Source organism: Streptomyces adustus, from assembly GCF_009377175.1.
Classification (GTDB): Bacteria; Actinomycetota; Actinomycetes; order Streptomycetales; family Streptomycetaceae; genus Streptomyces; species Streptomyces adustus.
The window spans coordinates 20,394-44,273 of the sequence record NZ_VJZD01000012.1; the positions used below are offsets into that span (position 1 = coordinate 20,394).

Genomic DNA, 23,880 nt, shown 5'->3' on the forward strand with positions numbered 1-23,880 from the left:
CGGTATCAGACCGCCCTCATCAGCAGGGTCGCGGCGACGAGGAGTGCCGCACCGCCGAACATCGAGACCGCGTACGACCGCGCGAAGCCGTTCTGGAGCCGGCGCAGCCGTCCGGAGAGCCCACCGACCGAGGCCGCCGTGCCGTTGACGACACCGTCGACCAGGGTGTGATCGACGTACACCAGGGAGCGCGTCAGGTGCTCCCCGCCGCGCACGAGGACGACGTGGTTGAAGTCGTCCTGGTACAGGTCCCGGCGGGCGGCCCGGGTGAGCAGCGACCCGCGCGGGGCGACGACCGGGACCGGGCGCCGTCCGTACTGGGCGTACGCGAGGGCGACGCCGACGACGAGCAGGGCCGTGGTGATCAGAGTGACCGCCATCGGGCTGAGGGGCGAGTCGCCCTCGGCGTGCCCGGTGACCGGCTCCAGCCAGTTCAGGAAGCGGTCGCCGATGCTGAACAGGCCGCCCGCGAAGACCGATCCGAAGGCCAGCACGATCATCGGGATCGTCATGGACCTGGGCGACTCGTGCGGGTGCGGCTCGTGGCCGTGCTCGTCGGGCTGCCAGCGCTTCTCGCCGAAGAACGTCATCAGCATCACGCGCGTCATGTAGAACGCCGTGACGGCCGCGCCGAGCAGGGCCGCGCCGCCGAGGATCCAGCCCTCGGTGCCACCCTTGGCGAAGGCCGCCTCGATGATCTTGTCCTTGGAGAAGAAGCCGGACAGGCCCGGGAAGCCGATGATGGCGAGGTAGCCGAGGCTGAAGGTCGCGAAGGTGACCGGCATGTACTTCCTGAGGCCGCCGTACTTCCTCATGTCGACCTCGTCGTTCATGCCGTGCATGACCGAACCGGCGCCGAGGAAGAGCCCGGCCTTGAAGAAGCCATGGGTGACCAGGTGCATGATCGCGAAGACGTAGCCGATGGGGCCGAGGCCCGCGGCGAGCACCATGTAGCCGATCTGCGACATGGTCGAGCCGGCCAGCGCCTTCTTGATGTCGTCCTTCGCGCAACCGACGATCGCACCGAACAGGAGCGTGACCGCGCCGACGACGGTGACCACGAGCTGCGCGTCGGGGCTGCCGTTGAAGATCGCCGCGGACCGGACGATCAGATACACGCCCGCGGTCACCATCGTCGCGGCGTGGATGAGGGCCGAGACCGGGGTCGGGCCCTCCATCGCGTCCCCGAGCCAGGACTGGAGCGGCACCTGGGCGGACTTGCCGCAGGCCGCGAGCAGCAGCATCAGGGCGATGGCGGTGAGCTTCCCGCCGGTGGCGTCACCGGCGAGACCGGGGTGTTCCTGGCTGCCGAGCACCGGGCCGAAGGCGAAGGTCCCGAAGGTGGTGAACATCAGCATGATGGCGATCGACAGACCCATGTCGCCGACGCGGTTGACCAGGAAGGCCTTCTTCGCCGCGGTGGCCGCGCTGGGCTTGTGCTGCCAGAAGCCGATGAGGAGGTACGAGGCGAGACCGACGCCCTCCCAGCCGACGTACAGCAGAAGGTAGTTGTCGGCGAGGACGAGCAGCAGCATCGCCGCCAGGAACAGGTTCAGGTAGCCGAAGAAGCGGCGCCGCCGCTCGTCGTGCTCCATGTACCCGATCGAGTACAGGTGGATCAGCGAGCCGACGCCCGTGATCAGCAGCACGAAGGTCATCGACAGCTGGTCCAGGCGGAAGGCCACGTCCGCCTGGAAGCCCTCGACCGGGATCCAGCTGTACAGGTGCTGGGTCAGCGTCCGGTCCTGGGCGCTCCGGCCGAGCAGGTCGGTGAAGAGGACGACTCCGACGGCGAAGGAGGCGGCCGCGAGGACGGTGCCGATCCAGTGGCCGACGGCGTCCAGCCGCCGGCCGCCGACCAGCAGGACGGCCGCTCCGAGCAGGGGCGCCGCGATCAGCAGCGCGATCAGGTTCTCCACGATTCTTCCGACCCCTTACAGCTTCATCAGGCTGGCGTCGTCGACCGAGGCCGAGTGGCGGGACCGGAACAGCGACACGATGATCGCCAGACCCACCACGACCTCCGCTGCGGCGACGACCATCGTGAAGAAGGCGATGATCTGGCCGTCGAGATTGCCGTGCATCCGGGAGAAGACGACGAACGCGAGGTTGCAGGCGTTCAGCATGAGCTCGATGCACATGAAGACCACGATGGCGTTGCGCCGGATCAGTACGCCGGTGGCGCCGATCGTGAACAGCAGGGCCGCGAGATAGAGGTAGTTCACGGGGTTCACTTCGACGCCTCCTCGGTCCGCCGGAAGGTCGCCGGTACGACCTCCGTGCGCTCCAGGCGCTCCTCGGCACGCTGCTCCAGCGCTCGGAGGTCGTTGAGCGCCTCGGTGGACACGTCACGGATCTGGCCGCGCTCGCGCAGCGTCTTGCTGACCGTGAGCTCGGACGGGGTGCCGTCGGGCAGCAGCCCCGCGATGTCCACGGCGTTGTGCCGGGCGTAGACACCCGGCGCGGGCAGCGGCGGCAGGTGCTTGCCCTCCCGCACCCGCTGTTCGGCCAGTTCGCGCTGCGTCTTCGCGCGCTCGGTGCGCTCGCGGTGGGTGAGCACCATGGCGCCGACGGCGGCCGTGATCAGCAGCGCGCCGGTGATCTCGAAGGCGAAGACGTACTTAGTGAACAGCAGCGCGGCGATCCCCTGCACATTGCCGTTCGCGTTGGCCTGTCCCAGGCCGTCGAACTCGGTGAGGGAGGCGTTGCCGATGCCGGCCAGCAGCAGGATGCCGAAGCCCAGACCACTGACGAGGGCCAGCCAGCGCTGGCCCTTGATGGTCTCCTTCAGGGAGTCGGCCGCCGTCACGCCGACGAGCATCACCACGAACAGGAACAGCATCATGATCGCGCCGGTGTAGACGACGATCTGCACGATGCCCAGGAAGTAGGCGCCGTTGGCGAGGTAGAACACCGCTAGGACGATCATGGTTCCGGCCAGGCAGAGCGCGCTGTGCACGGCCTTCTTCATGAAGACGGTGCACAGGGCGCCGATCAGCGCGACCGAGCCGAGGACCCAGAACTGGAAGGCCTCTCCGGTGGAGGTGGAGTAGGCGGCGAGCTGCGCGCTCATGCCTTCACCTCCTGCTCCCCGGGCTGCTCGCCCTTGGAGACGGCCACCTGGCGCTCCGTGCCGGGAGCGGCCTCGGTGACCAGCCCCCGGTAGTAGTCCTGCTCGTCCATCCCCGGGTAGATGGCGTGCGGGGTGTCGACCATGTCCTCGTCGAGCCCGGCGAGGAGCTGCTCCTTGGTGTAGATGAGGTTCGCGCGGCTGGAGTCGGCCAGCTCGAACTCGTTCGTCATCGTCAGCGCGCGCGTGGGGCACGCCTCGATGCACAGTCCGCACAGGATGCAGCGGGCGTAGTTGATCTGGTAGACGCGGCCGTACCGCTCGCCGGGCGAGTAGCGCTCCTCGTCCGTGTTGTCGGCGCCCTCCACGTAGATGGCGTCGGCGGGACAGGCCCAGGCGCACAGCTCGCAGCCGACGCACTTCTCCAGGCCGTCCGGATGACGGTTGAGCTGGTGCCGCCCGTGGAAGCGCGGAGCGGTGGTCTTCTGCTGCTCCGGGTACTGCTCGGTCAGCCGCTTCTTGAACATGGCCTTGAAGGTCACGCCGAAGCCGGCCACGGGGTTCTGGAAACCGGGTTTGGTCTCCTTGGGCTCCTCAGCCATCGGACGCCTCCTTTCCGTCACGAGATCCGCCGATCGATCCGTCACTCGCAGTATCGGATCCACCACTGACAATCAACTCCCGCTCGCGGTGCGGGCGGCGCCGGGGCACCGGCGGCAGCTCCTGTCCCGGCAGCGGGGGTACGGGGAATCCGCCGGCCATCGGGTCGAAGCCGACCGCCTCCTCGGCGGTCCGCCCGGCCGCCTCGGCCGTCTCCGCCTTGTCGCGGAAAAGGTCGGCGACGAAGGACAGCAGCAGCAGGACGAGGACGGCGCCGCCGACGTACAGGGCGATGTCGGCGAAGTCGTAGTGCTCGTTGCGCAGGGTCCGCACGGTCGCCACGAGCATCAGCCAGACGACGGAGACCGGGATGAGTACCTTCCAGCCGAGCTTCATCAGCTGGTCGTAGCGGACCCGCGGCAGCGTGCCGCGCAGCCAGATGAAGCCGAACAGCAGCAGCTGCACCTTCACCACGAACCAGAGCATCGGCCACCAGCCGTGGTTCGCGCCCGCCCAGAAGGTGCTGATCGGCCACGGGGCCCGCCAGCCGCCCAGGAACAGCGTGGTCGACACGGCCGAGACTGTCACCATGTTGACGTACTCGGCGAGCATGAACATCGCGAACTTGATCGACGAGTACTCGGTGTTGAAGCCGCCGACCAGGTCGCCCTCGGACTCCGGCATGTCGAAGGGGGCCCGGTTGGTCTCGCCGATCATCGTGATGATGTAGATCACGAAGGAGACCGGCAGCAGCAGGACGAACCAGCGGTCGTGCTGCTGTTCCACGATCGTCGAGGTCGACATCGAACCCGAGTAGAGGAACACCGACGCGAACGCGGCGCCCATCGCGATCTCGTACGAGATCATCTGCGCGCAGGAGCGCAGGCCGCCGAGCAGCGGGTAGGTGGATCCGGAGCTCCAGCCCGCCAGCACGATCCCGTAGATCCCGACCGAGGCGACCGCGAGGACGTAGAGCATCGCGATCGGCAGGTCGGTGAGCTGCATCGTGGTGCGCGTACCGAAGATCGAGACCTCGTTGTCGGCCGGCCCGAAGGGGATCACCGCGATGGCCATGAAGGCCGGGATGGCCGCGACGATCGGCGCGAGGACGTAGACCACCTTGTCCGCGCGCTTGACGATGAGGTCTTCCTTGAGCATCAGCTTGATGCCGTCGGCGAGCGACTGGAGCATGCCCCAGGGGCCGTGCCGGTTGGGGCCGATGCGCAGCTGCATCCAGGCGACGACCTTGCGCTCCCAGACGATGGAGAACAGCACGGTCACCATCAGGAAGGCGAAGCAGAACACCGCCTTGACGACGACCAGCCACCAGGGGTCGTGGCCGAACATCGAGAGGTCTTCAGCGGCGAGGTACGGACTCATGCCTCCACCTCCTTGGGAGCTTCGGCGGCGAGCGTCGCCGGGCCGATGCGGACGAGGGAACCGGGCTGCGCCCCGGTGTCGGAGGCGACGCCGCCGCCGACGGAGTTCAGCGGGAGCCAGACCACCCGGTCGGGCATCTCGGTGACCTCCAGCGGGAGTTCGACCGTTCCGGCGGTGCCGGTCACGGCCAGCAGGTCGCCGTCCTTGACACCCGCCTCGGCGGCCGTGGCGGCCGACACGCGCGCGCGTGCCGGGTGCCGGGTGCCGGCGAGCGCGTCGTCGCCCTCCTGGAGGACACCTTGGTCGAGCAGCAGCCGGTGCCCGGCGAGCACGGCCTCACCGGCCGCCGGCCGCGCCAGCACACCCGCGGTCTGCAAGGGGTTCGAGGCCCGCGGCCCGTCCCAGGCGCCGATCCGGTCCAGCTCCGCGCGGACGGTGCGCAGGTCCGGCAGGCCCAGGTGGACGTCCATGGCGTCGGCGAGCATGTGCAGCACGCGCGCGTCGCCGGGGGCCAGGCGGCGGGTGAGCTGGTCGGGCTTGAGCGCGGCCTCGAAGGAGCGGACCCGGCCCTCCCAGTTGAGGAAGCTGCCCGCCTTCTCGGCCACCGCCGCCACCGGAAGCACCACGTCCGCGTGTGCGGTGACCTCGCTGGGCCGAAGCTCCAGCGAGACCAGGAAGCCGACCGCGGCGAGCGCCTCACGCGCGCGTGCCGGGTCGGGCAGGTCGGCGACCTCCACGCCCGCCACCACCAGCGCCTGGAGCTCGCCCCGGGCGGCGGCCTCGACGATCTGACCGGTGTCCCGGCCGAAGCGGTGCGGAAGTTCGGCGACGCCCCAGGCGGCCGCGACCTCCTCACGCGCGCGCGGGTCGGTGGCCGGGCGCCCGCCCGGCAGCAGCGTCGGCAGCGCACCCGCCTCGACCGCGCCGCGCTCGCCCGCCCGGCGCGGGATCCAGACCAGCCGGGCGCCGGTCACCCCGGCGGCCCGGACGGCCGCGGTCAGTCCGCCCGCGACCGAGGCCAGCCGCTCACCGACGACGATCACCGCGCCCTCGGTGCGCAGTGCCTCGGCGGCGACGGCGCCGCCCTCCTCCAGGCCCACGCCGCTCGCCAGCGCGTCCAGCCACTCGGTCTCGGTCCCGGGAGCCGCGGGCAGCAGCGTGCCGCCCGCCTTCTCCAGGCCGCGGGTGGCGTACGTCGCCAGCGCGTACACCTTCTGACCGTGCGTCCGCCAGGCCTTGCGCAGCCGCAGGAAGACGCCGGGGGCCTCCTCCTCGGACTCGAACCCGACCAGCAGGACGGCGGGCGCCTTCTCCAGGGACGTGTACGTGACACCCGTACCGTCGAGATCACGGCCGCGCCCTGCGACCCGCGCGGCCAGGAAGTCGGCCTCCTCGCCGCTGTGCACGCGCGCGCGGAAGTCGATGTCGTTGGTGTCGAGCGCCACGCGCGCGAACTTGCTGTAGGCGTAGGCGTCCTCGACGGTGAGGCGGCCGCCGGCCAGGACACCGGCCCGGGAGCGGGCCTCGGTCAGTCCCTGGGCCGCCGCCTCCAGCGCCTCCGGCCAGGACGCGGGCTCCAGGACACCGGCGGCGTTGCGGACCAGCGGTGTCTCGATCCGGTCCCGCGTCTGGGCGTACCGGAACGCGAAGCGCCCCTTGTCGCACATCCACTCCTCGTTGACCTCCGGGTCGGGGGCCGCGAGGCGCCGCATGACCTTGCCGCGCCGGTGGTCGGTGCGCGTCGCGCAGCCGCCGGAGCAGTGCTCGCACACGGAGTGCGAGGAGACCAGGTCGAAGGGGCGGGAGCGGAATCGGTACGCCGCCGAGGTCAGCGCGCCGACCGGGCAGATCTGGATGGTGTTCCCGGAGAAGTACGACTCGAAGGGGTCGCCCTCGCCGGTGCCGACCTGCTGGAGCGCGCCCCGTTCCAGCAGCTCGATCATCGGGTCGCCGGCGATCTGGTTGGAGAAGCGGGTGCAGCGCGCGCACAGCACGCACCGCTCGCGGTCGAGCAGCACCTGCGTGGAGATCGGGACGGGCTTCTCGTACGTCCGCTTGCGGCCCTCGAAGCGGGACTCGGAGTTGCCGTGCGACATCGCCTGGTTCTGCAGGGGGCACTCGCCGCCCTTGTCGCAGACCGGGCAGTCCAGCGGGTGGTTGATGAGGAGCAGCTCCATCACACCGTGCTGGGCCTTCTCGGCGGCGGGCGAGGTGAGGTGGGTCTTCACCACCATCCCGTCCGTGCACGTGATCGTGCACGACGCCATCGGCTTGCGCTGGCCCTCGACCTCGACGATGCACTGCCGGCAGGCGCCGGCCGGATCGAGGAGGGGATGGTCGCAGAAGCGCGGGATCTCGATGCCGAGCTGTTCGGCGGCCCGGATGACCAGGGTGCCCTTGGGCACGCTGATCTCCGCGCCGTCGATGGTCAGCGACACGAGGTCCTCCGGCGGGACCGCCGCCTCTCCCCCTCCGGAGGGAGCGCTGGTGGTCACGGTCATGCGTTCACCTCCGTACGGTCGGCCCAGGCCGTCGACCTGGCCGGGTCGAAGGGGCAGCCACGGCCCGTGATGTGCTGCTCGTACTCCGCGCGGAAGTACTTGAGCGAGGAGAAGATCGGCGAGGCGGCGCCGTCGCCGAGGGCGCAGAACGACTTGCCGTTGATGTTGTCGGCGATGTCGTTGAGCTTGTCGAGGTCGGACATGACGCCCTTGCCCGCCTCGATGTCGCGCAGCAGCTGCACCAGCCAGTAGGTGCCTTCGCGGCACGGCGTGCACTTGCCGCAGGACTCGTGGGCGTAGAACTCGGTCCAGCGCGTCACGGCACGCACGACACAGGTCGTCTCGTCGAAGCACTGGAGAGCTTTTGTGCCGAGCATGGAACCCGCGGCGCCCACTCCTTCGTAATCAAGGGGGACGTCCAGGTGTTCGTCGGTGAACATCGGCGTCGAGGAGCCGCCGGGCGTCCAGAACTTCAGCCGGTGCCCCGGGCGCATCCCGCCGCTCATCTCCAGGAGCTGCCGCAGCGTGATGCCGAGGGGGGCCTCGTACTGGCCGGGGCTGGCGACATGGCCGCTGAGCGAGTAGAGCGTGAAGCCCGGGGACTTCTCGCTGCCCATCGACCTGAACCAGTCCTTGCCCCGGTGCAGGATCGCGGGAACCGACGCGATCGACTCGACGTTGTTCACCACAGTCGGGCACGCGTAGAGGCCCGCGACCGCAGGGAAGGGGGGACGCAGCCGCGGCTGACCACGGCGGCCTTCGAGCGAGTCGAGCAGTGCGGTCTCCTCACCGCAGATGTACGCGCCGGCGCCCGCGTGCACGGTGAGTTCGAGGTCGAGTCCGCTGCCCATGATGTTCTCGCCGAGGTAGCCGGCCGCGTAGGCCTCACGCACGGCCTCGTGCAACCGCCGCAGCACCGGGACGACTTCACCACGCAGATAGATGAAGGCATGCGACGACCTGATGGCGTAACACGCGATCACGATGCCCTCGATGAGGCTGTGCGGGTTCGCGAAGAGGAGCGGGATGTCCTTGCAGGTCCCCGGCTCCGACTCGTCGGCGTTGACAACCAGATAGTGCGGTTTGCCATCACCCTGGGGAATGAACTGCCACTTCATTCCCGTCGGGAATCCCGCGCCGCCGCGGCCGCGCAGACCGGAGTCCTTGACGTACGCGATCAGGTCGTCCGGCGACATGGCGAGCGCCTTGCGGAGCCCCTCGTACCCCTCGTGCCTTCGGTAGACGTCCAGCGTCCAGGACCCGTCCTCGTCCCAGAAGGCCGACAGCACGGGTGCGAGCAGCTTCTCGGGACTGGTGTCCTTCAGCTCGGGTGCCAAGGTCATCACTCCCCCTCCTCGGCGACAGGCCCTGACGGGTGGGACGGGTCGGCGGCCGACGTGGTCTGCGGCGCGTCGTGCGAGCTCAGGTGCTCGGTGGGCGAGGGCTCGTGCACGGCCCTGTCCCGCGGCTCGTCGTGCGGACCGCCGTCGCGCGGATGGACCACGCGCGCGGGTGCGGCCTCTCCCCTGGCCAGGCGGAGGCCCACCAGCGAAGCGGGTCCCGCGCTGCCGCCGGCCTCGACGGCCCCCTCCCGCTCGTCGGGGAAGCCCGCCAGGATCCGCGCGGTCTCCTTGAAGGTGCACAGCGGCGCCCCGCGCGTGGGCTCGACCGGCCGTCCCGCGCGCAGGTCGTCGACGAGACGCTTGGCACTGCCCGGGGTCTGGTTGTCGAAGAACTCCCAGTTGACCATCACGACCGGCGCGAAGTCGCAGGCCGCGTTGCACTCGATGTGCTCCAGCGTGACCTTGCCGTCCTCGGTGGTCTGGCCGTTGCCGACGCCCAGGTGCTCCTGGAGGGTCTCGAAGATCGCGTCGCCGCCCATCACCGCGCACAGGGTGTTGGTGCAGACGCCCACCTGGTAGTCACCGCTCGGCCTGCGCCGGTACATCGTGTAGAAGGTCGCGACCGCGGTGACCTCGGCGGTGGTCAGGTCCAGCACGTCCGCGCAGAACTGCATCCCGGTGCGTGTGACGTGTCCTTCCTCCGACTGCACGAGATGCAGCAACGGCAGAAGGGCCGACCGGGAGTCCGGGTAGCGCGCGATGATCTCGCGGGCGTCGGTCTCCAGCCGGGCTCGGACGTCGTCCGGGTAGCCGGGCGCGGGCAGTTCGGGCATGCCCAGGCTGACGCCGCGCTCCGAAGAACTGGTGGTCACCGGTCGACGCCTCCCATCACGGGGTCGATGGACGCGACGGCGACGATGACGTCGGCGACCTGGCCGCCCTCGCACATCGCCGCCATGGCCTGAAGGTTGGTGAAGGACGGGTCACGGAAGTGGACCCGGTAGGGGCGGGTGCCGCCGTCGGACACGACATGCACCCCGAGCTCGCCCTTGGGCGACTCGACGGCCGCGTACGCCTGTCCCGGCGGTACCCGGAAGCCCTCGGTGACCAGCTTGAAGTGGTGGATCAGGGCCTCCATGGAGGTGCCCATGATCTTCTTGATGTGGTCGAGGGAGTTGCCCAGTCCGTCCGGCCCCAGGGCGAGCTGGGCAGGCCAGGCGATCTTCTTGTCGGCGACCATGACCGGGCCGGGCTGCAACCGGTCCAGGCACTGCTCGACGATCCCGAGCGACTGGCGCATCTCCTCCAGCCGGACCAGGAAGCGGCCGTAGGCGTCGCAGGAGTCGGCGGTCGGGATCTCGAAGTCGTACGTCTCGTAGTCGCAGTACGGCTGCGCCTTGCGCAGGTCGTGCGGCAGACCGGTGGAGCGCAGGATCGGGCCGGTGGCGCCGAGGGCCATGCAGCCGGCCAGGTCGAGATAGCCGATGTCCTGCATACGGGCCTTGAAGATGGGGTTCCCGGTGGCGAGCTTGTCGTACTCCGGGAGGTTCTTCCTCATCTTCTTCACGAACTCGCGGATCTGGTCCACCGCGCCGGGCGGCAGGTCCTGGGCGAGTCCGCCGGGGCGGATGTACGCGTGGTTCATCCGCAGGCCCGTGATGAGCTCGTAGATGTCGAGAATCATTTCACGATCACGGAATCCGTAGATCATGATCGTGGTGGCGCCGAGCTCCATGCCTCCGGTGGCGATGCACACCAGGTGGGAGGACAATCGGTTCAGCTCCATCAGGAGCACCCGGATGATCTTGGCGCGCTCGGTGATCTGGTCCTCGATGCCGAGCAGCTTCTCGACGGCGAGACAGTAGGCGGTCTCGTTGAAGAAGGACGTCAGGTAGTCCATGCGCGTCACGAAGGTGGTGCCCTGCGTCCACGTCCGGAACTCGAGGTTCTTCTCGATGCCGGTGTGCAGGTAGCCGATGCCGCAGCGGGCCTCGGTGACCGTCTCGCCGTCGATCTCCAGGATCAGGCGAAGCACTCCATGGGTGGACGGGTGCTGAGGACCCATGTTGACGACGATGCGTTCGTCGTCGGCGCGGGCCGCGGACTGGACGACCTCGTCCCAGTCGCCACCGGTGACCGTATATACGGTGCCCTCGGTGGTCTCGCGCGCCGAGGCGGCCGACGCCGCGGATGCTGACTGCGTGCTCACGAGTACGACCTCCGCTGGTCCGGAGCCGGGATCTGGGCGCCCTTGTACTCGACGGGGATGCCGCCGAGGGGGTAGTCCTTGCGCTGCGGGTGGCCCTGCCAGTCGTCCGGCATCATGATCCGCGTCAGGGCCGGGTGACCGTCGAAGACGATCCCGAAGAAGTCGTAGGCCTCGCGCTCGTGCCAGTCGTTCGTCGGGTAGACGGGGACCAGGGTCGGAATGCGCGGGTCGCTGTCCGGGGCGCTGACCTCCAGGCGGATCAGCCTGTTGTGGGTGATCGAGCGCAGGTGGTAGACGGCGTGCAGCTCGCGGCCCTTGTCGCTCGGGTAGTGGACCCCGCTCACGCCGGTGCAGAGCTCGAAGCGCAGGGCCGGGTCGTCGCGCAGGGTGCGGGCGACCCGCACCAGGTGCTCGCGCTCGACGTGGAAGGTCAGTTCGCCGCGGTCGACGATCGTCTTCTCGATGGCGTTGTCGGGCAGGAGTCCCTGTTCCTCCAGGGCGCCCTCCAACTCGTCGGCGACCTCGTCGAACCAGCCGCCGTAGGGACGGCTCGCCGGTCCCGGGAGCCGGACCGAGCGGACCAGACCGCCGTACCCGGTGGTGTCGCCGCCGTTCTCGGCGCCGAACATGCCGCGCTGCACGCGGATCTGCTCACCGCCCTGGCCGCGCTGGCCGGGAAGGTTGTCGGCGGCCAGGTCCTTCTCGGGATTCACCCCGTCGCCGCCGTGGCCGTTCGCGTCGCTCATCGCAGCAGCCCCTTCATCTCGATCGTGGGCAGGGCCTTGAGCGCCGCTTCCTCCGCCTCCCGGGCCGCCTCCCGCGCGTTCACACCGAGCTTGGAGGTCTGGATCTTCTGGTGGAGCTTGAGGATCGCGTCCATCAGCATCTCGGGCCGCGGCGGGCAGCCGGGCAGATAGATGTCGACGGGGACGATGTGATCGACGCCCTGGACGATCGCGTAGTTGTTGAACATGCCGCCGGAGGAGGCGCAGACCCCCATGGAGATGACCCACTTGGGGTTCGGCATCTGGTCGTAGACCTGCCGCAGCACCGGCGCCATCTTCTGGCTCACCCGGCCGGCGACGATCATCAGGTCCGCCTGGCGCGGAGAGCCCCGGAAGACCTCCATGCCGAAGCGCGCCAGGTCGTATCGGCCGGCCCCGGTGGTCATCATCTCGATGGCGCAGCAGGCCAGGCCGAACGTGGCGGGGAAGACGGACGCCTTGCGCACCCAGCCCGCGGCCTGCTCGACGGTGGTCAGCAGGAAACCGCTCGGCAGCTTTTCTTCGAGTCCCATGTCCCTTGGCCCCTCAGTCCCATTCCAGGCCGCCGCGCCGCCACACATACGCGTAGGCGACGAAGACGGTGAGCACGAAGAGCAGCATCTCCACGAGCCCGAACACACCCAGGGCGTCGAAGGTGACGGCCCACGGGTAGAGGAAGACGATCTCGATGTCGAAGACGATGAAGAGCATCGCCGTCAGGTAGTACTTGATGGGGAAGCGCCCGCCGCCGGCCGGCGTGGGGGTCGGCTCGATGCCGCACTCGTAGGCTTCGAGCTTGGCCCGGTTGTACCGCTTCGGACCGATCAGCGTGGCCATGACCACGGAGAAGATCGCAAAGCCTGCCCCGAGGGCTCCCAGTACGAGGATGGGCGCATACGCGTTCACCGCTCCTCGCTCCTCTCAGTCGGCACTGACTGGTGGCGGTTGCGTCAGGCCCGGGGCCCGCCTCACCGGTCCCGCGAACCTCGCCCGTCCGGGCGAAGATCGCGAACATGTGAAGCAGGTCACAAGCCCAACCGCCTCGCATCTTATGCCTGCCGGTCTGTGATCTGCGACACGGGGTATTGCACAAGCTTTGTGATCTCCACCACCTGACGAACGATCATGAAGTCGGATGAGCAGTGATCTTCACACGTGAAGCGTCCGAGTGGTCACCAGAGGTGACATTTTCCCGCGTCCGTGCAGGTGATCGGGGTCGTCTCCATATCAAGAGGCTTCCCTTGCATGCAAATTGGCGCCACGCCCGACCCCTTGATAAAGGACGGCATTCACACATCAGAGGGAGCCGCGCGACGTGATGTGGACGCGTGCACGCGTTCACGAGCTCGACCGGACGCGAATCGTCGACGCCCGGAGAGCGCCGCCCCTCGCGCGGGGGCACCGCCCTCGCGCGGGACGCGGCTGCCCCGGTGACCGTTCCGTGACCTCCACCACATTCATAAAAGATCCATGAGAACCGGGCTTGGCCAACGGTCCCCGGCGATGGTAGGTCGCGGGCAATTCGGACGTAACCACGAAAGACCGTGATCACAGGCTTGATCACCTGTGTCCACAATGTCCGTTACGGCGTCAATAAGGAGTGGCGCGAACGGTATTGAGGGGACCCGTTGAACAATTGTGGCGCAGCACACGTTGCTTGAAGGTATGGAGGAGCCCCTGATACCGCTAGTACCCATGTCCCACACCGCTCACATACGCAGCCACCGGAAGCCCCGCCGCAGCGCGTCGACGATCGCGATGCGTGCCGGAGTCGCCGGCGGCGTCCTCGGCACCCTGGCCGTCGCGGCATCGGGCGCGGCCAACGCCGCCGAGCCGGTGACGCAGACCTTCGAAATGCCCACCCTCACCGGCGACCTGGTCGCCCAGATCGCGCAGTCCGCGGACGCCACGCAGCAGGCCGCCGCGGACTACCAGCTCCAGGCCGAGCGCGACGCGGCCGCGGCGAATGCCGCGAAGCAGGCCAAGGCTGACCTGGCCGAGGCGAAGCAGAAGGCCGAGGCAGCCAGGAAGAAGGCCGCCGAGGCGGCCCGCAAGGCCGCCGCGGAGCGCGCTTCGCGCGACTCGGCGCGGGACACGCTCAGCGCCTCCACGGCCACGCAGGCGAGCACGTCGACGGCGACCGGTTCGGCCGCGGCCGTCATCGCCTTCGTCAAGGCCCAGATCGGCGACGCCTACGTCTCCGGCGGCACCGGCCCCAACTCGTGGGACTGCTCGGGCATGGTGCAGGCCGCCTTCAAGCAGGTCGGCATCGACCTGCCGCGCGTCTCCCAGGACCAGTCGGTCGCCGGCACCCAGGTCTCGCTGAGCAACCTCCAGCCGGGCGACATCCTGTACTGGGGCAGCGCGGGCAGCGCGTACCACGTGGCGGTGTACGTCGGTGACGGCATGTTCGTCGGCGCGCAGAACCCGTCCACGGGCGTCGTGATGAAGCCCCTGTCGTACGACCCGCCGAGCGGCGCGGTGCGCGTGCTCTGACACGGGCGCGCACAGCCGTACGGGGTGAAGGGCCGCAGCCGCTCGGGGGCAGCGGCCCTTCCGGCATGCGCGGGTCCCGGTCGTCGGCCGGGACCCCGCTCCCCCGGGTCAGGCCTTCGGGGCCACCTTGCTCAGGCCGTTGATGATGCGGTCCATCGCGTCGCCGCCAGTCGGGTCGGTGAGGTTGGCGAGGAGCTTGAGGGTGAACTTCATCAGCATCGGATGGGTCAGACCGCGCTGGGCCGCGATCTTCATGACCTTCGGGTTGCCGATGAGCTTCACGAAGGCGCGACCCAGCGTGTAGTAGCCGCCGTAGGTGTCCTTCAGGACCCGCGGGTAGTGCTGGAGGGCCGTCTCGCGCTGCGCCGGCGTCGACCGGGCGTGGGCCTGGACGATGACGTCGGCCGCGATCTGGCCGGACTCCATGGCGTAGGCGATGCCCTCACCGTTGAACGGGTTGACCAGGCCGCCGGCGTCGCCGACGAGCAACAGGCCCTTGGTGTAGTGGGGCTGGCGGTTGAAGGCCATGGGCAGGGCCGCGCCGCGGATCGGGCCGGTCATGTTGTCCGGGGTGTAGCCCCAGTCCTCGGGCATCGACGCGCACCAGGCCTTGAGGACCTCGCGCCAGTCGAGTTCCTTGAAGGAGTCCGAGGTGTTGAGCACGCCCAGGCCGACGTTCGACGTGCCGTCGCCCATGCCGAAGATCCAGCCGTAGCCGGGCAGCAGCCGGTCCTCGCCGGGGCCGCGGCGGTCCCACAGTTCCAGCCAGGACTCCAGGTAGTCGTCCTCGTGGCGCGGCGAGGTGAAGTACGTGCGCACCGCGACGCCCATCGGGCGGTCCTCACGGCGGTGCAGTCCCATCGCCAGGGACAGCCGGGTGGAGTTGCCGTCGGCGGCCACCACCAGCGGAGCGTGGAAGGTGACCTCCCGCTTCTCCTCGCCGAGCTTGGCCGTCACGCCGGTGATCCGGCCGGTGCGGTCGTCGACGACCGGGCCGGAGACGTTGCAGCGCTCGAACAGACGGGCCCCGGCCTTCTGCGCCTGGCGGGCGAGCTGCTCGTCGAAGTCGTCGCGCTTGCGGACGAGTCCGTAGTCGGGGAAGGAGGCGAGTTCCGGCCAGTCGAGCTGGAGGCGGACGCCCCCGCCGATGATCCTGAGCCCCTTGTTGCGGAGCCAGCCGGCCTCCTCCGAGATGTCGACGCCCATCGAGACGAGTTGCTTGACGGCGCGCGGGGTGAGTCCGTCGCCGCAGACCTTCTCGCGCGGGAACTCGGTCTTCTCCAGCAGGAGTACGTCGAGGCCGGCCTGGGCCAGGTGGTAGGCGGTGGCGGAGCCGGCCGGCCCCGCGCCCACGACGATCACATCGGCGGTGTTGTCGGAGAGTGGCTCGGTCACGGCGGGATTCTCCCCAAGGTTCGAAATCTGCGTGCCGACCGGCACTGGACATGGGCAGTCTATTCAGCAGAATTGATCACCCGGCTGAAGGGCTGCCCCGTGAACCGACCTCTGCCCGTCGTGCACCTGCGCGTCCCCACCGACGAGGACGCCGTCGCCTGGCATCGGATCTTCGACGACCCCGATGTCATGGAATTCCATGGCGGCAGATCCTCGGAGTTGTACGTCTACGAGGAACTCACGGCCCGCCAGCGCCGGCACGACGCCGAACGCGGCTTCTGCCTGTGGACGATGCTGGACGAATCCGGCCGGGTCGTCGGCTTCACCGGGGCGCAGCCGTGGCCGCAGGAGTGGGGGCCGAAGGGCGAGATCGAGATCGGCTGGCGGCTCGGGCGGGAGCACTGGGGCAAGGGGTACGCGACCGCCGCCGCGCGGATGACGCTGGAGCGGGTGCGTGCGGCGGGCGTGGAGAGCGTGGTGGGGATGGTCCTCTCCCAGAACGCCCGGTCGATCGCGGTCACCCGGCGGCTGGGCATGAGCCTCGCCGAGACGTTCACGACCCCGACCTCGAAGAAGGAGGGGCACTGCTACCGGCTCGCGCTGTGAATCCCGGAAGCGAGCAGTGACGCAAAGTAAGTATTCGTTACAGAAAGCCACTTGATGCTTCCGGGTGGCACCCTCGGGCGGTTACCCTGCCAGTACCGCTGGGGGTGACATCTGTGCGCATAACACCCAAAACGCCTGAAGTACGCGTACCCAAGCTCGTCGGTCTCATGGCCGTGGACGCCCGCGAGGCCGCCGCGGCCCACGGCTTGCTGCTGGCCGCACCCGACCGGCCCGAATTCCATCGCACCGTCGTCGACTACGTCGTACGCCAGTACCCGCCGCCCGGTGTCGAGGTGCCGCGCGGTGTCGTGGTGACCGTGTGGTTCGACCTCGGCGAGGGAGAGGGCGGTGGAGGCGCCGGTGTGCGCGAGCCGCGGATCCCGAACCCCACCGGGGGCGGGATGCAGCGCGAGTTGGGCGAACCGGGCGGCGCCTTCGAGGTGACCAGGTAGCAGCCGGGTCGGGCGCGCCCCGTGCCTCAGGCCTGCTTGAAGCCCCGGTGCAGGGCGACGATGCCGCCGCTCAGGTTGCGCCAGGCCACCTTCGACCAGCCGGCCCCGCGCAGGCGCGCGGCGAGCCCGGACTGGTCGGGCCAGGCGCGGATGGACTCGGCGAGGTAGACGTACGCGTCGGGGTTGGAGGAGACCGCGCGGGCGACCGGCGGCAGCGCGCGCATCAGGTACTCGGTGTAGACCGTGCGGAACGGCGCCCAGGTCGGGTGGGAGAACTCGCAGATCACCACGCGGCCGCCGGGCTTGGTCACCCGGTACATCTCGCGCAGCGCGGCGTCGGTGTCCTGCACGTTGCGCAGCCCGAAGGAGATGGTGACGGCGTCGAAGGTGTCGTCCTTGAAGGGCAGCCGGGTCGCGTCGCCGGCCGTGAACGGCAGCCAGCCGTTGCGCTTCTTGCCGACCTGGAGCATGCCGATGGAGAAGTCGCAGGGGACGACGTAGGCGCCGGTGCGGGCGAAGGGGAGCGACGACGTCGCCGTACCGGCGGCCAGGTCGAGGACCTTCTGGGCGGGGCGGGCGTCCACCGCCTTCGCGACCTCCTTGCGCCAGCGCCGGTCCTGGCCCAGGGACAGCACGTCGTTGGTGAGGTCGTACCGTTCCGCCACGTTGTCGAACATCGAGGCGACTTCGTGCGGCTGCTTGTCCAAGGATGCGCGGGTCACCGGCCCATTGTGGCAGTACGGGCCGGACGCTCCCGCGCCCGGCCCACCCACCGACGTGTCACGGCAGCAGTCTCGGCCTCTTCTTCGCCGCCACGTCCTCGACCCAGCCGCACAGCAGCACGAAGACCACTATCAGAATCCAGCCGATGCCGAACATGAACCACTGGCTGTCCAGCGGCAGCCACTTCTCGAACGCGGGCACGTTCCAGAACTGGTCTATCAGCGGGACGGCGAGGATCAGCGCTATCTCGTGCCACAGGTAGATCGTCACCGCGCGGGCGTTGAAGACCGTCACGATCCGGTCCAGCCGGCGGTACCGGGCGAGGCCGGCGAAGTCGACCGCGAAGCGCGCCTTGAAGTACATCAGCAGCGTCACGAACCCGGCCGACCAGAAGGCCTGTGCGAGCGGTATCTCGTCCAGGTCGTAGGTGCCGAACTCGCCCTGGTGCGAGAAGGCGTACCAGCCGCCGAAGGCGATCGCGGCGAGCGAGAGCACGACGACCACGGCCGGCCGCAGCCGCTGGAGCACGCCGTCGCGGTGCGCGAAGCCGAGGATCCAGCAGAACAGGTACGTCGCCAGGTCCCACAGGGCGCTGCCGAAGCGTCCGTCGGGCGGCGACCAGACGAGCTGGAGGACCACGATCGGGGCGAGGGAGGCCAGCAGGACCGGCACCGGGGCCGCCCGGAACACCCTGAGCAGCAGCGGGGACAGCAGCACGAACCAGAGATACGTCCGCAGGTACCAGAGGATCTCCCAGGCCTGCGTGCCCCAGGCGTTGCCCGGCGGGTCGCCCAGCGGCACGATCCAGTAGACGATCTGCCAGCCCGGCATCCAGTCGTGGAGCAGCATCGCCAGGACCACGAAGAAGCCCCAGAACCAGAACGGCGGCAGCAGCCTGCGCAGCCGGCTCTTCACCACCTTGGACGCGGGCCGCTCCAGCGACTTCGCCATCAGGGTGCCGGCCAGGCCGAACATGATCCCCATCGAGGGGAAGACCATCCCCGCCCAGGCCCACCCGAAGGTGTGATACGCGACCACGCGCACCAGCGCCACGGCGCGCAGGGTGTCGAAGTAGCGGTCGCGGCCGGCCGGCTTCGGCGCGGGCGGGGGCGTCTCCTCCGCGACAGCCGGAGCCTCGGTCCCGGCCTCCGGCTCCACGTCGGGCTCCACGTCCGGCGCGGGCTCGGGCCCGGACTCCACCGGGGGCAGCGTCGCCGTCGGGTCGGCCGTCGGCTGTTGCTGCCCGTACCCCGTGTGCGGCTGGGGGTAGGGCTGCCGTACGTACTGCTGCTGCTCCTGACCGCCGTATCCGGAGCCGTAGCCGTAACCCTGCCCGTAGCCCTGCTCGTACCCGTACCCGGGCTGCTGTCCGTACCCGTACCCGGGCTGCTGCGGCTGCTGCGGCTGCTGCCCGTATCCAGGCCCGGGCTGCTGCGGCTGCTGCCCGTATCCGGGCCCCTGCTGCGGATACCCCTGCCGGTACGGCGGCTGCTCCGCTCCCCAGCTCATCGGCTCGCCCCCGCCGGGGTGCCGACCTCGCCGGTGCGCTTGAGCTTCTGCCAGCGCAGCCTGCCGCCGGTGAGGGCGGTGATGCACGAGTGGATGAGGACGAGGTACATCATCTGCCGGTAGGCCAGCTGCTGGAGCGGCATCATCAGCAGATAGCGGTACTTCTCCCGGTCGAGCCGGAACGCGTACGCCGCGCAGGTGAGCTGGACGGCCAGCACCGCCAGCCAGGCCAGCAGGGCCGCCCGGAAGTCGATGAAGATCATCGAGTAGACGGTGAACACGTCGATGAGAGGGGCGAAGACCGGGGTGACGATCTGGAAGATCACCACCAGTGGCATGCCGACCCGGCCGAAGCGGCCCGACGGCCCCTTGTCGGTCAGGGACTTTCGGTGCTTCCACAGCGCCTGCATGGTGCCGTACGACCAGCGGTAGCGCTGGGACCACAGCTGCTTGAGCGAACCCGGCGCCTCCGTCCAGGCCTTGGCGTGCTCCTGGTAGACGACCCGCCAGCCGGCGCGGTGCATGGCGATGGTGATGTCGGTGTCCTCGGCGAGGGTGTCCTCGCTCATCCCGCCGACCTCCAGCACGGCGTCCCTGCGGAACGCGCCGATCGCGCCGGGGATGGTGGGCATGCAGCGCAGCAGGTCGTACATGCGGCGGTCGAGGTTGAAGCCCATCACGTACTCGATGTGCTGCCAGGCGCCGATGACCGTGTTGCGGTTGCCGACCTTGGCGTTGCCCGCGACCGCGCCGACCTCCGGGTCGGCGAAGGGCTGGACGAGCTGGTGCACGGCGTCCGGCTCGAAGACGGTGTCGCCGTCCATCATCACGACGATGTCGTGACTGGCGCTGCGCACGCCGTTGTTGAGGGCGGCCGGCTTGCCCGCGTTCTCCTGGCGGACGACCCGGACGTTCGTCATGCCGAGCGACTCGGCCGCGGCACGGGCGATCTCGGAGGTGCCGTCCGTGGAACCGTCGTCGACGACGATGATCTCGATCGGATGGGTGCTCTGCGCCAGCGACTTCAGCGTGTTGGCGATGCACTCCTTCTCGTTGTACGCCGGGACGATCACGCTCACCGGCCGGGTCACCGTGGGTCCCCAACCGAACCGGCGTCTGTTGCGCTGCCGGTAGTGCCGCCGGGCGAGGATCAGCATCATCCCGAAGCGGCCCATGACGGCGACGCCCACGACCATGAGCCCGACGGAGAGCACGGGCACCGTCCACTCGGCGACGGCCACCGCCACGATCAGGGCCTTGCCCTCGTAGAGGGTGGCGCCGGTGGCCTGCCGGTGCGCGGCCTGGAGAGCGGAGGTGGTGCTGCCGGCGGTGCCGCCTGTGGTGCCGCCGACGCCGTTCGGCGGGGTCCCGGTGGGCTGCCCGCCGGTCGCACCGGCCGCCGCGGCACCCGCCGCCGTGCCCGTACCCGCTGCCGTGCCCGTGCCCGCCGCCGCTCCCGTGCTCGTACCCGTTTTGGCCGCGCCCCGGTTCGCCGCCTCGTCCTTCTGCATGACGCCGCTGATGGTGGTGAAGGTGTAGCCCTTCGCCTTCATCTTCTTGATGTACTTCGGCAGCGCCTCGATCGTCTGGGAACGCTCGCCGCCCGCGTCGTGGAACAGGACCGACGCGCCGTCGGTGCCGCTCGGCGTCGCCCACTGGATGATCTTCGAGACGCCCGGCCGCTTCCAGTCGTCGCTGTCGGTGTCGACGAAGACGCTGGTGTAGCCGTCCTCGCCGAGCCTCTTGTAGACGGGCCAGCTGTAGTTGTCGATCGCGTCCGTCTCGGAGGAGTACGGCGCGCGGAACAACGTCGTCGTGATGCCGGCCGCGCCCGCCAGGGCGAGTTGTGTCTGTTCCATTTCCCGGTCGACCCGGGCGCCACTCTGGTACGAAAGGTCGACATGGGTGAAAGTATGGATTCCGACCTCGTTGCCCTGTTCGACCATCGTCTTCACGATGCCCGGATAGCGCGAGACCATCGAGCCGACCAGGAAGAACGTGCCGGGCACGTCGTTCTCCTGAAGGATCTTCAGGACCTGGGGCGTCCAGGTGGGGTTCGGGCCGTCGTCGAAGGTGAGGGTGATCGTCTTGTCCGGCACCGAGACGCTCGTGGCCTGCCCGCCCCGGAAGGTGAGGATCGGGCCGCCGTCGAGGATCTTCTCGGGGACCTCGCTCGAACTCGCCCCGTCGCGCACCCGTTCGTCACCGCCGACCTCGGCGCGCAGATAGCCGTCGAGCAGCATCACGCACGTCAGGGCGAGCAGGAGCAGCAGAGCGAGGATGACACGGGGTTTCTGGAGGGCGGCGGCCCGGCCGGCCGCCCGCTCGATACGGGTGGGGGCGCGGCGCCGGCCGCGGGGGGAGGTCATGGTCGTCATGAGGCTGGCTGCGTTCCCGTCAGTTGGCGGCCGCGGCGGCGGACGCGGACGAGGTCGGGTCGGCGGCGCCCGAGGGCTGCGCCGACGGGGTGCCGCCGGGGCGGCCGATCCGGTTGCCGATGCCGCCGTCCGGCCGCAGGCCACCGGGGCCCTGCACGTTCTGCGCGGTGTCCCCGAACGGCAGCAGCGAGGACGGGGTCAGCGAGGTGCCCCACCCCATGAAGGCGGCGCCGAGCACACCCGCGTACGCGAGGCAGACCACCCCGAGGAGGATGCCGATCCGACGCAGCAGCTTCGATCTGCGTCCTGAGGTGTCAACGAACACGGGCCCCTCGGCGGAGGCGTTGCCGCGTTTGCGACGGCGACCACGGTCGGCGCCACGACTTTCGATGACAGTCTCTGAATGCATTCCACGGATATTAGGGACGCTATATGTGTCAACCCCTTTGACTTCCCTATGAGCCCACCATGAGAGGCACTCCAACCTGTCTTTTCGCTAAGAGAAACCGTAAATCCCGGCGCTCCCCCAGGTCCATCCAGGCGGGTCGAATGCCCTTTTCGTACGGGCGTTTCGCCCGGCTTGCCCGAGCCTTTCCATGAAATTCCTGTGAGATCACTGTGCGTAAAAGACCACAGCGTGATGTGAGACATTTCCATACGGCAATCACGCTTTGTTTCCATCCTGAGACAGAAATCACGAGAGCGGGTGCATACGCAATGAGGAGTTTCCTGAGGCCGATGGCCGGGCTGGCCTGCCTGTTTGCCATGGCCACGGCGGGCTGCTCCGCGGGGTCCGGCGGCACGTCGGACGCGGCACCCGCGGCGCCCGAACAGAGCAACTCCTCGTCCTCGACGAGCTCCGCGGACAAGGGTTCGGGGGGTGCCTCACAGACCACGTCGTACGAGCCTTACGTCAGCGCCGAGGAGGCCTCCGCCAACGACTCGTCCGGCTCCCCGACGACGTACAACCTGGCCTTCGTGATCTCGGACGGCAGCAGCTGTACGCCGAAGTGGAACGGCACCACGGCCATCGACGATCCGGCGGTGAAGTCCCGGATCGCGAAGCTGACGGACTCCGGCGCGAGTGTGCGCGTCTCCTTCGGCGGGGCCTCCGGCAAGGAGCTGGCGTCGGTCTGCGACAGCGTCTCGAAGCTGGCGGACGCCTACGGCCGGGCGCTGGACGCGGCGGGGGCGACCTTGGCCGACTTCGACGTCGAGGGCACCCAGCTGTCCGACTCCGGCTCGGTCGCCCTGCGCTCCCGGGCGATCGCCCAGTTGCAGAAGGACCGGCCCGACCTGCGGGTGTCCTTCACCCTGCCGGTCATGCCCAGCGGCCTCGACGCCGACGGCCTGGCGCTGCTGAAGTCCGCGAACAAGTACGACGTCCAGGTCTCCGTCGTGAACATCATGACGATGAACTACGGCGAGTCGTACACCGCCGACATGGGCGACTACGCCCTCACCTCGGCCAAGGCCACCCACACCCAGCTGAAGGAGGTGTTCGGGTTGTCCGACGCGGCCGCCTGGCGAGGGATGGCCCTCACCTCGATGCTCGGCGTGAACGACGTCGCCAACGAGACGTTCTCGCTGTCGGACGCGGCCCAGGTACGGACGTTCGCCGAGGAGAAGGAGATCGCCTGGGTGTCCATGTGGTCCACCTTCCGCGACCAGCAGTGCGAGGACGGCCGGGCCGCGCAGGACGACGCGGCGACCGACTGCTCGGGGGTGAAGCAGAGTTCGGGGGCGTTCGCGGAGGCGTTCTCGGGCTGAGGCCCGGATCACCGGCGTCGATGCCACCCGGATCACCGGAGGTCACCGGCGCCGGTGCACCAGCCGTCCCGCGACCACGGTCGCCACACAGGTCGCCGCCCCGCGCTCCAGCAGCGTGGCCTCGTCCGGGACGTCGAAGACGGCGAACGCAGCGACACCGGCGGGCAGCAGCGGCCCCACGCCGGCCTCCGCGAGACTCCCGGCACCGGCCAGCGGGTCCAGGGACGGCGCCCCGGCGGGCGGCACCGGGCGCGCCACGGTGAGCAGCCCCGCCCGGCGCACCGCGTCCAGCACGGCGGGCCGGGCCAACTCCCCTGCCACGGCGACGGTTCCGTGCGCCAGCATCCGCTGCACACCGCGTCGCGCGCTCGCACCCCAGCGGGTGTCGGTGGGCGCGAGCGCGGCCAGTGCCGCGCCGGTGAGCGGCTCGGTGCCCAGCTCGTCGGCCTCGCGCGGGTCGGGATGGTAGGCCCGCTCCAGCAGTTCGGGCCCGTACGGATTCACCAGTCCCGGCGTCAGCAGTCCCGGCCAGCGGCGGACGCGGGCCGTCGGGTGCGCGGCCGCCAGCTCCTCGTACGGGCCGACGGCCGCCAGCTCCCGGCCGTCGACGAGCACCGCGCCGTCCGGCAGGGCGGGCCGCCGGTCCCCCGGGATCAGCAGATCGGCGGCGTGGATCGTCAGCAC

General features: G+C 69.6%; 22 protein-coding genes. 4 read left to right on the forward strand and 18 right to left on the reverse strand.

Going from position 1 to position 23,880, the window contains the following annotated elements; translation table 11 throughout:
* Nucleotides 1-5: 5 nt before the first annotated feature.
* Genes nuoL through FNH09_RS05015 form a run of 12 tightly spaced genes read right to left on the reverse strand, consistent with a single transcriptional unit; the run spans nucleotide 6 to nucleotide 12,773 of the window.
* Nucleotides 6-1,919 carry an NADH-quinone oxidoreductase subunit L gene (gene nuoL / locus FNH09_RS04960; RefSeq protein ID WP_162468128.1) on the reverse strand — a complete coding sequence of 638 codons (1,914 nt, stop codon included), beginning with the start codon at nucleotides 1,917-1,919 and terminating at the stop codon, nucleotides 6-8.
* A gap of 15 nt (nucleotides 1,920-1,934) precedes the next feature.
* Entirely contained in the window at nucleotides 1,935-2,234 is a 300-nt protein-coding gene (gene nuoK / locus FNH09_RS04965) for an NADH-quinone oxidoreductase subunit NuoK (RefSeq protein WP_009190046.1), read from the reverse strand.
* A complete protein-coding gene (locus FNH09_RS04970; protein ID WP_152885504.1) occupies nucleotides 2,231-3,073 on the reverse strand; it encodes an NADH-quinone oxidoreductase subunit J in 843 nt (280 codons plus the stop codon). The genes nuoK and FNH09_RS04970 overlap by 4 nt, the downstream gene beginning before the upstream one ends.
* Entirely contained in the window at nucleotides 3,070-3,672 is a 603-nt protein-coding gene (gene nuoI / locus FNH09_RS04975) for an NADH-quinone oxidoreductase subunit NuoI (protein WP_152885505.1), read from the reverse strand. The genes FNH09_RS04970 and nuoI overlap by 4 nt, the downstream gene beginning before the upstream one ends.
* Nucleotides 3,665-5,050 (reverse strand): NADH-quinone oxidoreductase subunit NuoH, encoded by a 1,386-nt coding sequence (gene nuoH, locus FNH09_RS04980; RefSeq protein WP_152885506.1) that lies wholly within the window; start codon nucleotides 5,048-5,050, stop codon nucleotides 3,665-3,667. The genes nuoI and nuoH overlap by 8 nt, the downstream gene beginning before the upstream one ends.
* Nucleotides 5,047-7,551 carry an NADH-quinone oxidoreductase subunit G gene (locus tag FNH09_RS04985; protein ID WP_152885507.1) on the reverse strand — a complete coding sequence of 835 codons (2,505 nt, stop codon included), beginning with the start codon at nucleotides 7,549-7,551 and terminating at the stop codon, nucleotides 5,047-5,049. Before FNH09_RS04985 ends, nuoH begins: the two co-directional genes overlap by 4 nt.
* Nucleotides 7,548-8,894, reverse strand: a complete 1,347-nt coding sequence (gene nuoF / locus FNH09_RS04990; RefSeq protein WP_152885508.1) for an NADH-quinone oxidoreductase subunit NuoF — start codon at nucleotides 8,892-8,894, stop codon at nucleotides 7,548-7,550. The genes FNH09_RS04985 and nuoF overlap by 4 nt, the downstream gene beginning before the upstream one ends.
* Complete coding sequence (gene nuoE, locus FNH09_RS04995; RefSeq protein ID WP_162468129.1) at nucleotides 8,894-9,766, reverse strand: NADH-quinone oxidoreductase subunit NuoE; 873 nt, start codon at nucleotides 9,764-9,766, stop codon at nucleotides 8,894-8,896. The genes nuoF and nuoE overlap by 1 nt, the downstream gene beginning before the upstream one ends.
* Nucleotides 9,763-11,103, reverse strand: coding sequence for an NADH-quinone oxidoreductase subunit D (locus tag FNH09_RS05000; protein WP_162468130.1), 1,341 nt, complete (start codon nucleotides 11,101-11,103; stop codon nucleotides 9,763-9,765). The genes nuoE and FNH09_RS05000 overlap by 4 nt, the downstream gene beginning before the upstream one ends.
* Nucleotides 11,100-11,849, reverse strand: a complete 750-nt coding sequence (locus FNH09_RS05005) for an NADH-quinone oxidoreductase subunit C (RefSeq protein ID WP_152885509.1) — start codon at nucleotides 11,847-11,849, stop codon at nucleotides 11,100-11,102. Before FNH09_RS05005 ends, FNH09_RS05000 begins: the two co-directional genes overlap by 4 nt.
* Complete coding sequence (locus FNH09_RS05010) at nucleotides 11,846-12,400, reverse strand: NuoB/complex I 20 kDa subunit family protein (protein ID WP_152885510.1); 555 nt, start codon at nucleotides 12,398-12,400, stop codon at nucleotides 11,846-11,848. The genes FNH09_RS05005 and FNH09_RS05010 overlap by 4 nt, the downstream gene beginning before the upstream one ends.
* A 13-nt stretch (nucleotides 12,401-12,413) precedes the next feature.
* Nucleotides 12,414-12,773 (reverse strand): NADH-quinone oxidoreductase subunit A, encoded by a 360-nt coding sequence (locus tag FNH09_RS05015; protein ID WP_007383963.1) that lies wholly within the window; start codon nucleotides 12,771-12,773, stop codon nucleotides 12,414-12,416.
* Nucleotides 12,774-13,562: 789 nt separating this feature from the next.
* Between FNH09_RS05015 and FNH09_RS05020 the strand changes: the two genes are divergently transcribed.
* Nucleotides 13,563-14,363, forward strand: coding sequence for a C40 family peptidase (locus FNH09_RS05020; protein WP_152885511.1), 801 nt, complete (start codon nucleotides 13,563-13,565; stop codon nucleotides 14,361-14,363).
* Between the two features lie 108 nt (nucleotides 14,364-14,471).
* Here FNH09_RS05020 and FNH09_RS05025 read toward each other — a convergent pair whose 3' ends face one another.
* Nucleotides 14,472-15,758 carry a geranylgeranyl reductase family protein gene (locus tag FNH09_RS05025; RefSeq protein WP_162468131.1) on the reverse strand — a complete coding sequence of 429 codons (1,287 nt, stop codon included), beginning with the start codon at nucleotides 15,756-15,758 and terminating at the stop codon, nucleotides 14,472-14,474.
* Nucleotides 15,759-15,857: 99 nt separating this feature from the next.
* Here FNH09_RS05025 and FNH09_RS05030 point away from each other — a divergent pair, with 99 nt between their 5' ends.
* Nucleotides 15,858-16,364 (forward strand): GNAT family N-acetyltransferase, encoded by a 507-nt coding sequence (locus FNH09_RS05030; RefSeq protein ID WP_162468132.1) that lies wholly within the window; start codon nucleotides 15,858-15,860, stop codon nucleotides 16,362-16,364.
* Nucleotides 16,365-16,477: 113 nt separating this feature from the next.
* Nucleotides 16,478-16,816 (forward strand): PASTA domain-containing protein, encoded by a 339-nt coding sequence (locus tag FNH09_RS05035; RefSeq protein WP_162468133.1) that lies wholly within the window; start codon nucleotides 16,478-16,480, stop codon nucleotides 16,814-16,816.
* A 26-nt stretch (nucleotides 16,817-16,842) separates the two neighbouring features.
* Here the strand turns inward: FNH09_RS05035 and FNH09_RS05040 are convergent, their stop codons facing one another.
* Genes FNH09_RS05040 through FNH09_RS05055 form a run of 4 tightly spaced genes read right to left on the reverse strand, consistent with a single transcriptional unit; the run spans nucleotide 16,843 to nucleotide 21,835 of the window.
* Nucleotides 16,843-17,538 carry a demethylmenaquinone methyltransferase gene (locus FNH09_RS05040; protein WP_162468134.1) on the reverse strand — a complete coding sequence of 232 codons (696 nt, stop codon included), beginning with the start codon at nucleotides 17,536-17,538 and terminating at the stop codon, nucleotides 16,843-16,845.
* Between the two features lie 58 nt (nucleotides 17,539-17,596).
* The gene (locus FNH09_RS05045; RefSeq protein WP_152885514.1) at nucleotides 17,597-19,048 is read right to left on the reverse strand and encodes an acyltransferase family protein; all 1,452 of its coding nucleotides are present in this window, start codon (nucleotides 19,046-19,048) and stop codon (nucleotides 17,597-17,599) included.
* Nucleotides 19,045-21,426, reverse strand: coding sequence for a bifunctional polysaccharide deacetylase/glycosyltransferase family 2 protein (locus FNH09_RS05050; RefSeq protein ID WP_152885515.1), 2,382 nt, complete (start codon nucleotides 21,424-21,426; stop codon nucleotides 19,045-19,047). Before FNH09_RS05050 ends, FNH09_RS05045 begins: the two co-directional genes overlap by 4 nt.
* A gap of 19 nt (nucleotides 21,427-21,445) precedes the next feature.
* Nucleotides 21,446-21,835, reverse strand: a complete 390-nt coding sequence (locus FNH09_RS05055; protein ID WP_202919595.1) for a hypothetical protein — start codon at nucleotides 21,833-21,835, stop codon at nucleotides 21,446-21,448.
* 308 nt (nucleotides 21,836-22,143) lie between these two features.
* Between FNH09_RS05055 and FNH09_RS05060 the strand changes: the two genes are divergently transcribed.
* Nucleotides 22,144-23,196 (forward strand): chitinase, encoded by a 1,053-nt coding sequence (locus FNH09_RS05060; RefSeq protein WP_202919596.1) that lies wholly within the window; start codon nucleotides 22,144-22,146, stop codon nucleotides 23,194-23,196.
* Nucleotides 23,197-23,238: 42 nt separating this feature from the next.
* Here FNH09_RS05060 and FNH09_RS05065 read toward each other — a convergent pair whose 3' ends face one another.
* Entirely contained in the window at nucleotides 23,239-23,880 is a 642-nt protein-coding gene (locus tag FNH09_RS05065; RefSeq protein WP_162468135.1) for an imidazolonepropionase-like domain-containing protein, read from the reverse strand.

Excerpts from the sequence above, each read along its gene's own strand:
- FNH09_RS04970 (WP_152885504.1), bottom strand. The coding sequence starts at position 3,073 with ATGAGCGCGCAGCTCGCCGCCTACTCCACCTCCACCGGAGAGGCCTTC.
- nuoI (WP_152885505.1), bottom strand. The coding sequence starts at position 3,672 with ATGGCTGAGGAGCCCAAGGAGACCAAACCCGGTTTCCAGAACCCCGTG.
- nuoH (WP_152885506.1), bottom strand. The coding sequence starts at position 5,050 with ATGAGTCCGTACCTCGCCGCTGAAGACCTCTCGATGTTCGGCCACGAC.
- FNH09_RS04985 (WP_152885507.1), bottom strand. The coding sequence starts at position 7,551 with ATGACCGTGACCACCAGCGCTCCCTCCGGAGGGGGAGAGGCGGCGGTC.
- nuoF (WP_152885508.1), bottom strand. The coding sequence starts at position 8,894 with ATGACCTTGGCACCCGAGCTGAAGGACACCAGTCCCGAGAAGCTGCTC.
- FNH09_RS05005 (WP_152885509.1), bottom strand. The coding sequence starts at position 11,849 with ATGAGCGACGCGAACGGCCACGGCGGCGACGGGGTGAATCCCGAGAAG.
- FNH09_RS05010 (WP_152885510.1), bottom strand. The coding sequence starts at position 12,400 with ATGGGACTCGAAGAAAAGCTGCCGAGCGGTTTCCTGCTGACCACCGTC.
- FNH09_RS05020 (WP_152885511.1), top strand. The coding sequence starts at position 13,563 with ATGTCCCACACCGCTCACATACGCAGCCACCGGAAGCCCCGCCGCAGC.
- FNH09_RS05045 (WP_152885514.1), bottom strand. The coding sequence starts at position 19,048 with ATGAGCTGGGGAGCGGAGCAGCCGCCGTACCGGCAGGGGTATCCGCAG.
- FNH09_RS05050 (WP_152885515.1), bottom strand. The coding sequence starts at position 21,426 with ATGACGACCATGACCTCCCCCCGCGGCCGGCGCCGCGCCCCCACCCGT.
- FNH09_RS05055 (WP_202919595.1), bottom strand. The coding sequence starts at position 21,835 with ATGCATTCAGAGACTGTCATCGAAAGTCGTGGCGCCGACCGTGGTCGC.
- FNH09_RS05060 (WP_202919596.1), top strand. The coding sequence starts at position 22,144 with ATGAGGAGTTTCCTGAGGCCGATGGCCGGGCTGGCCTGCCTGTTTGCC.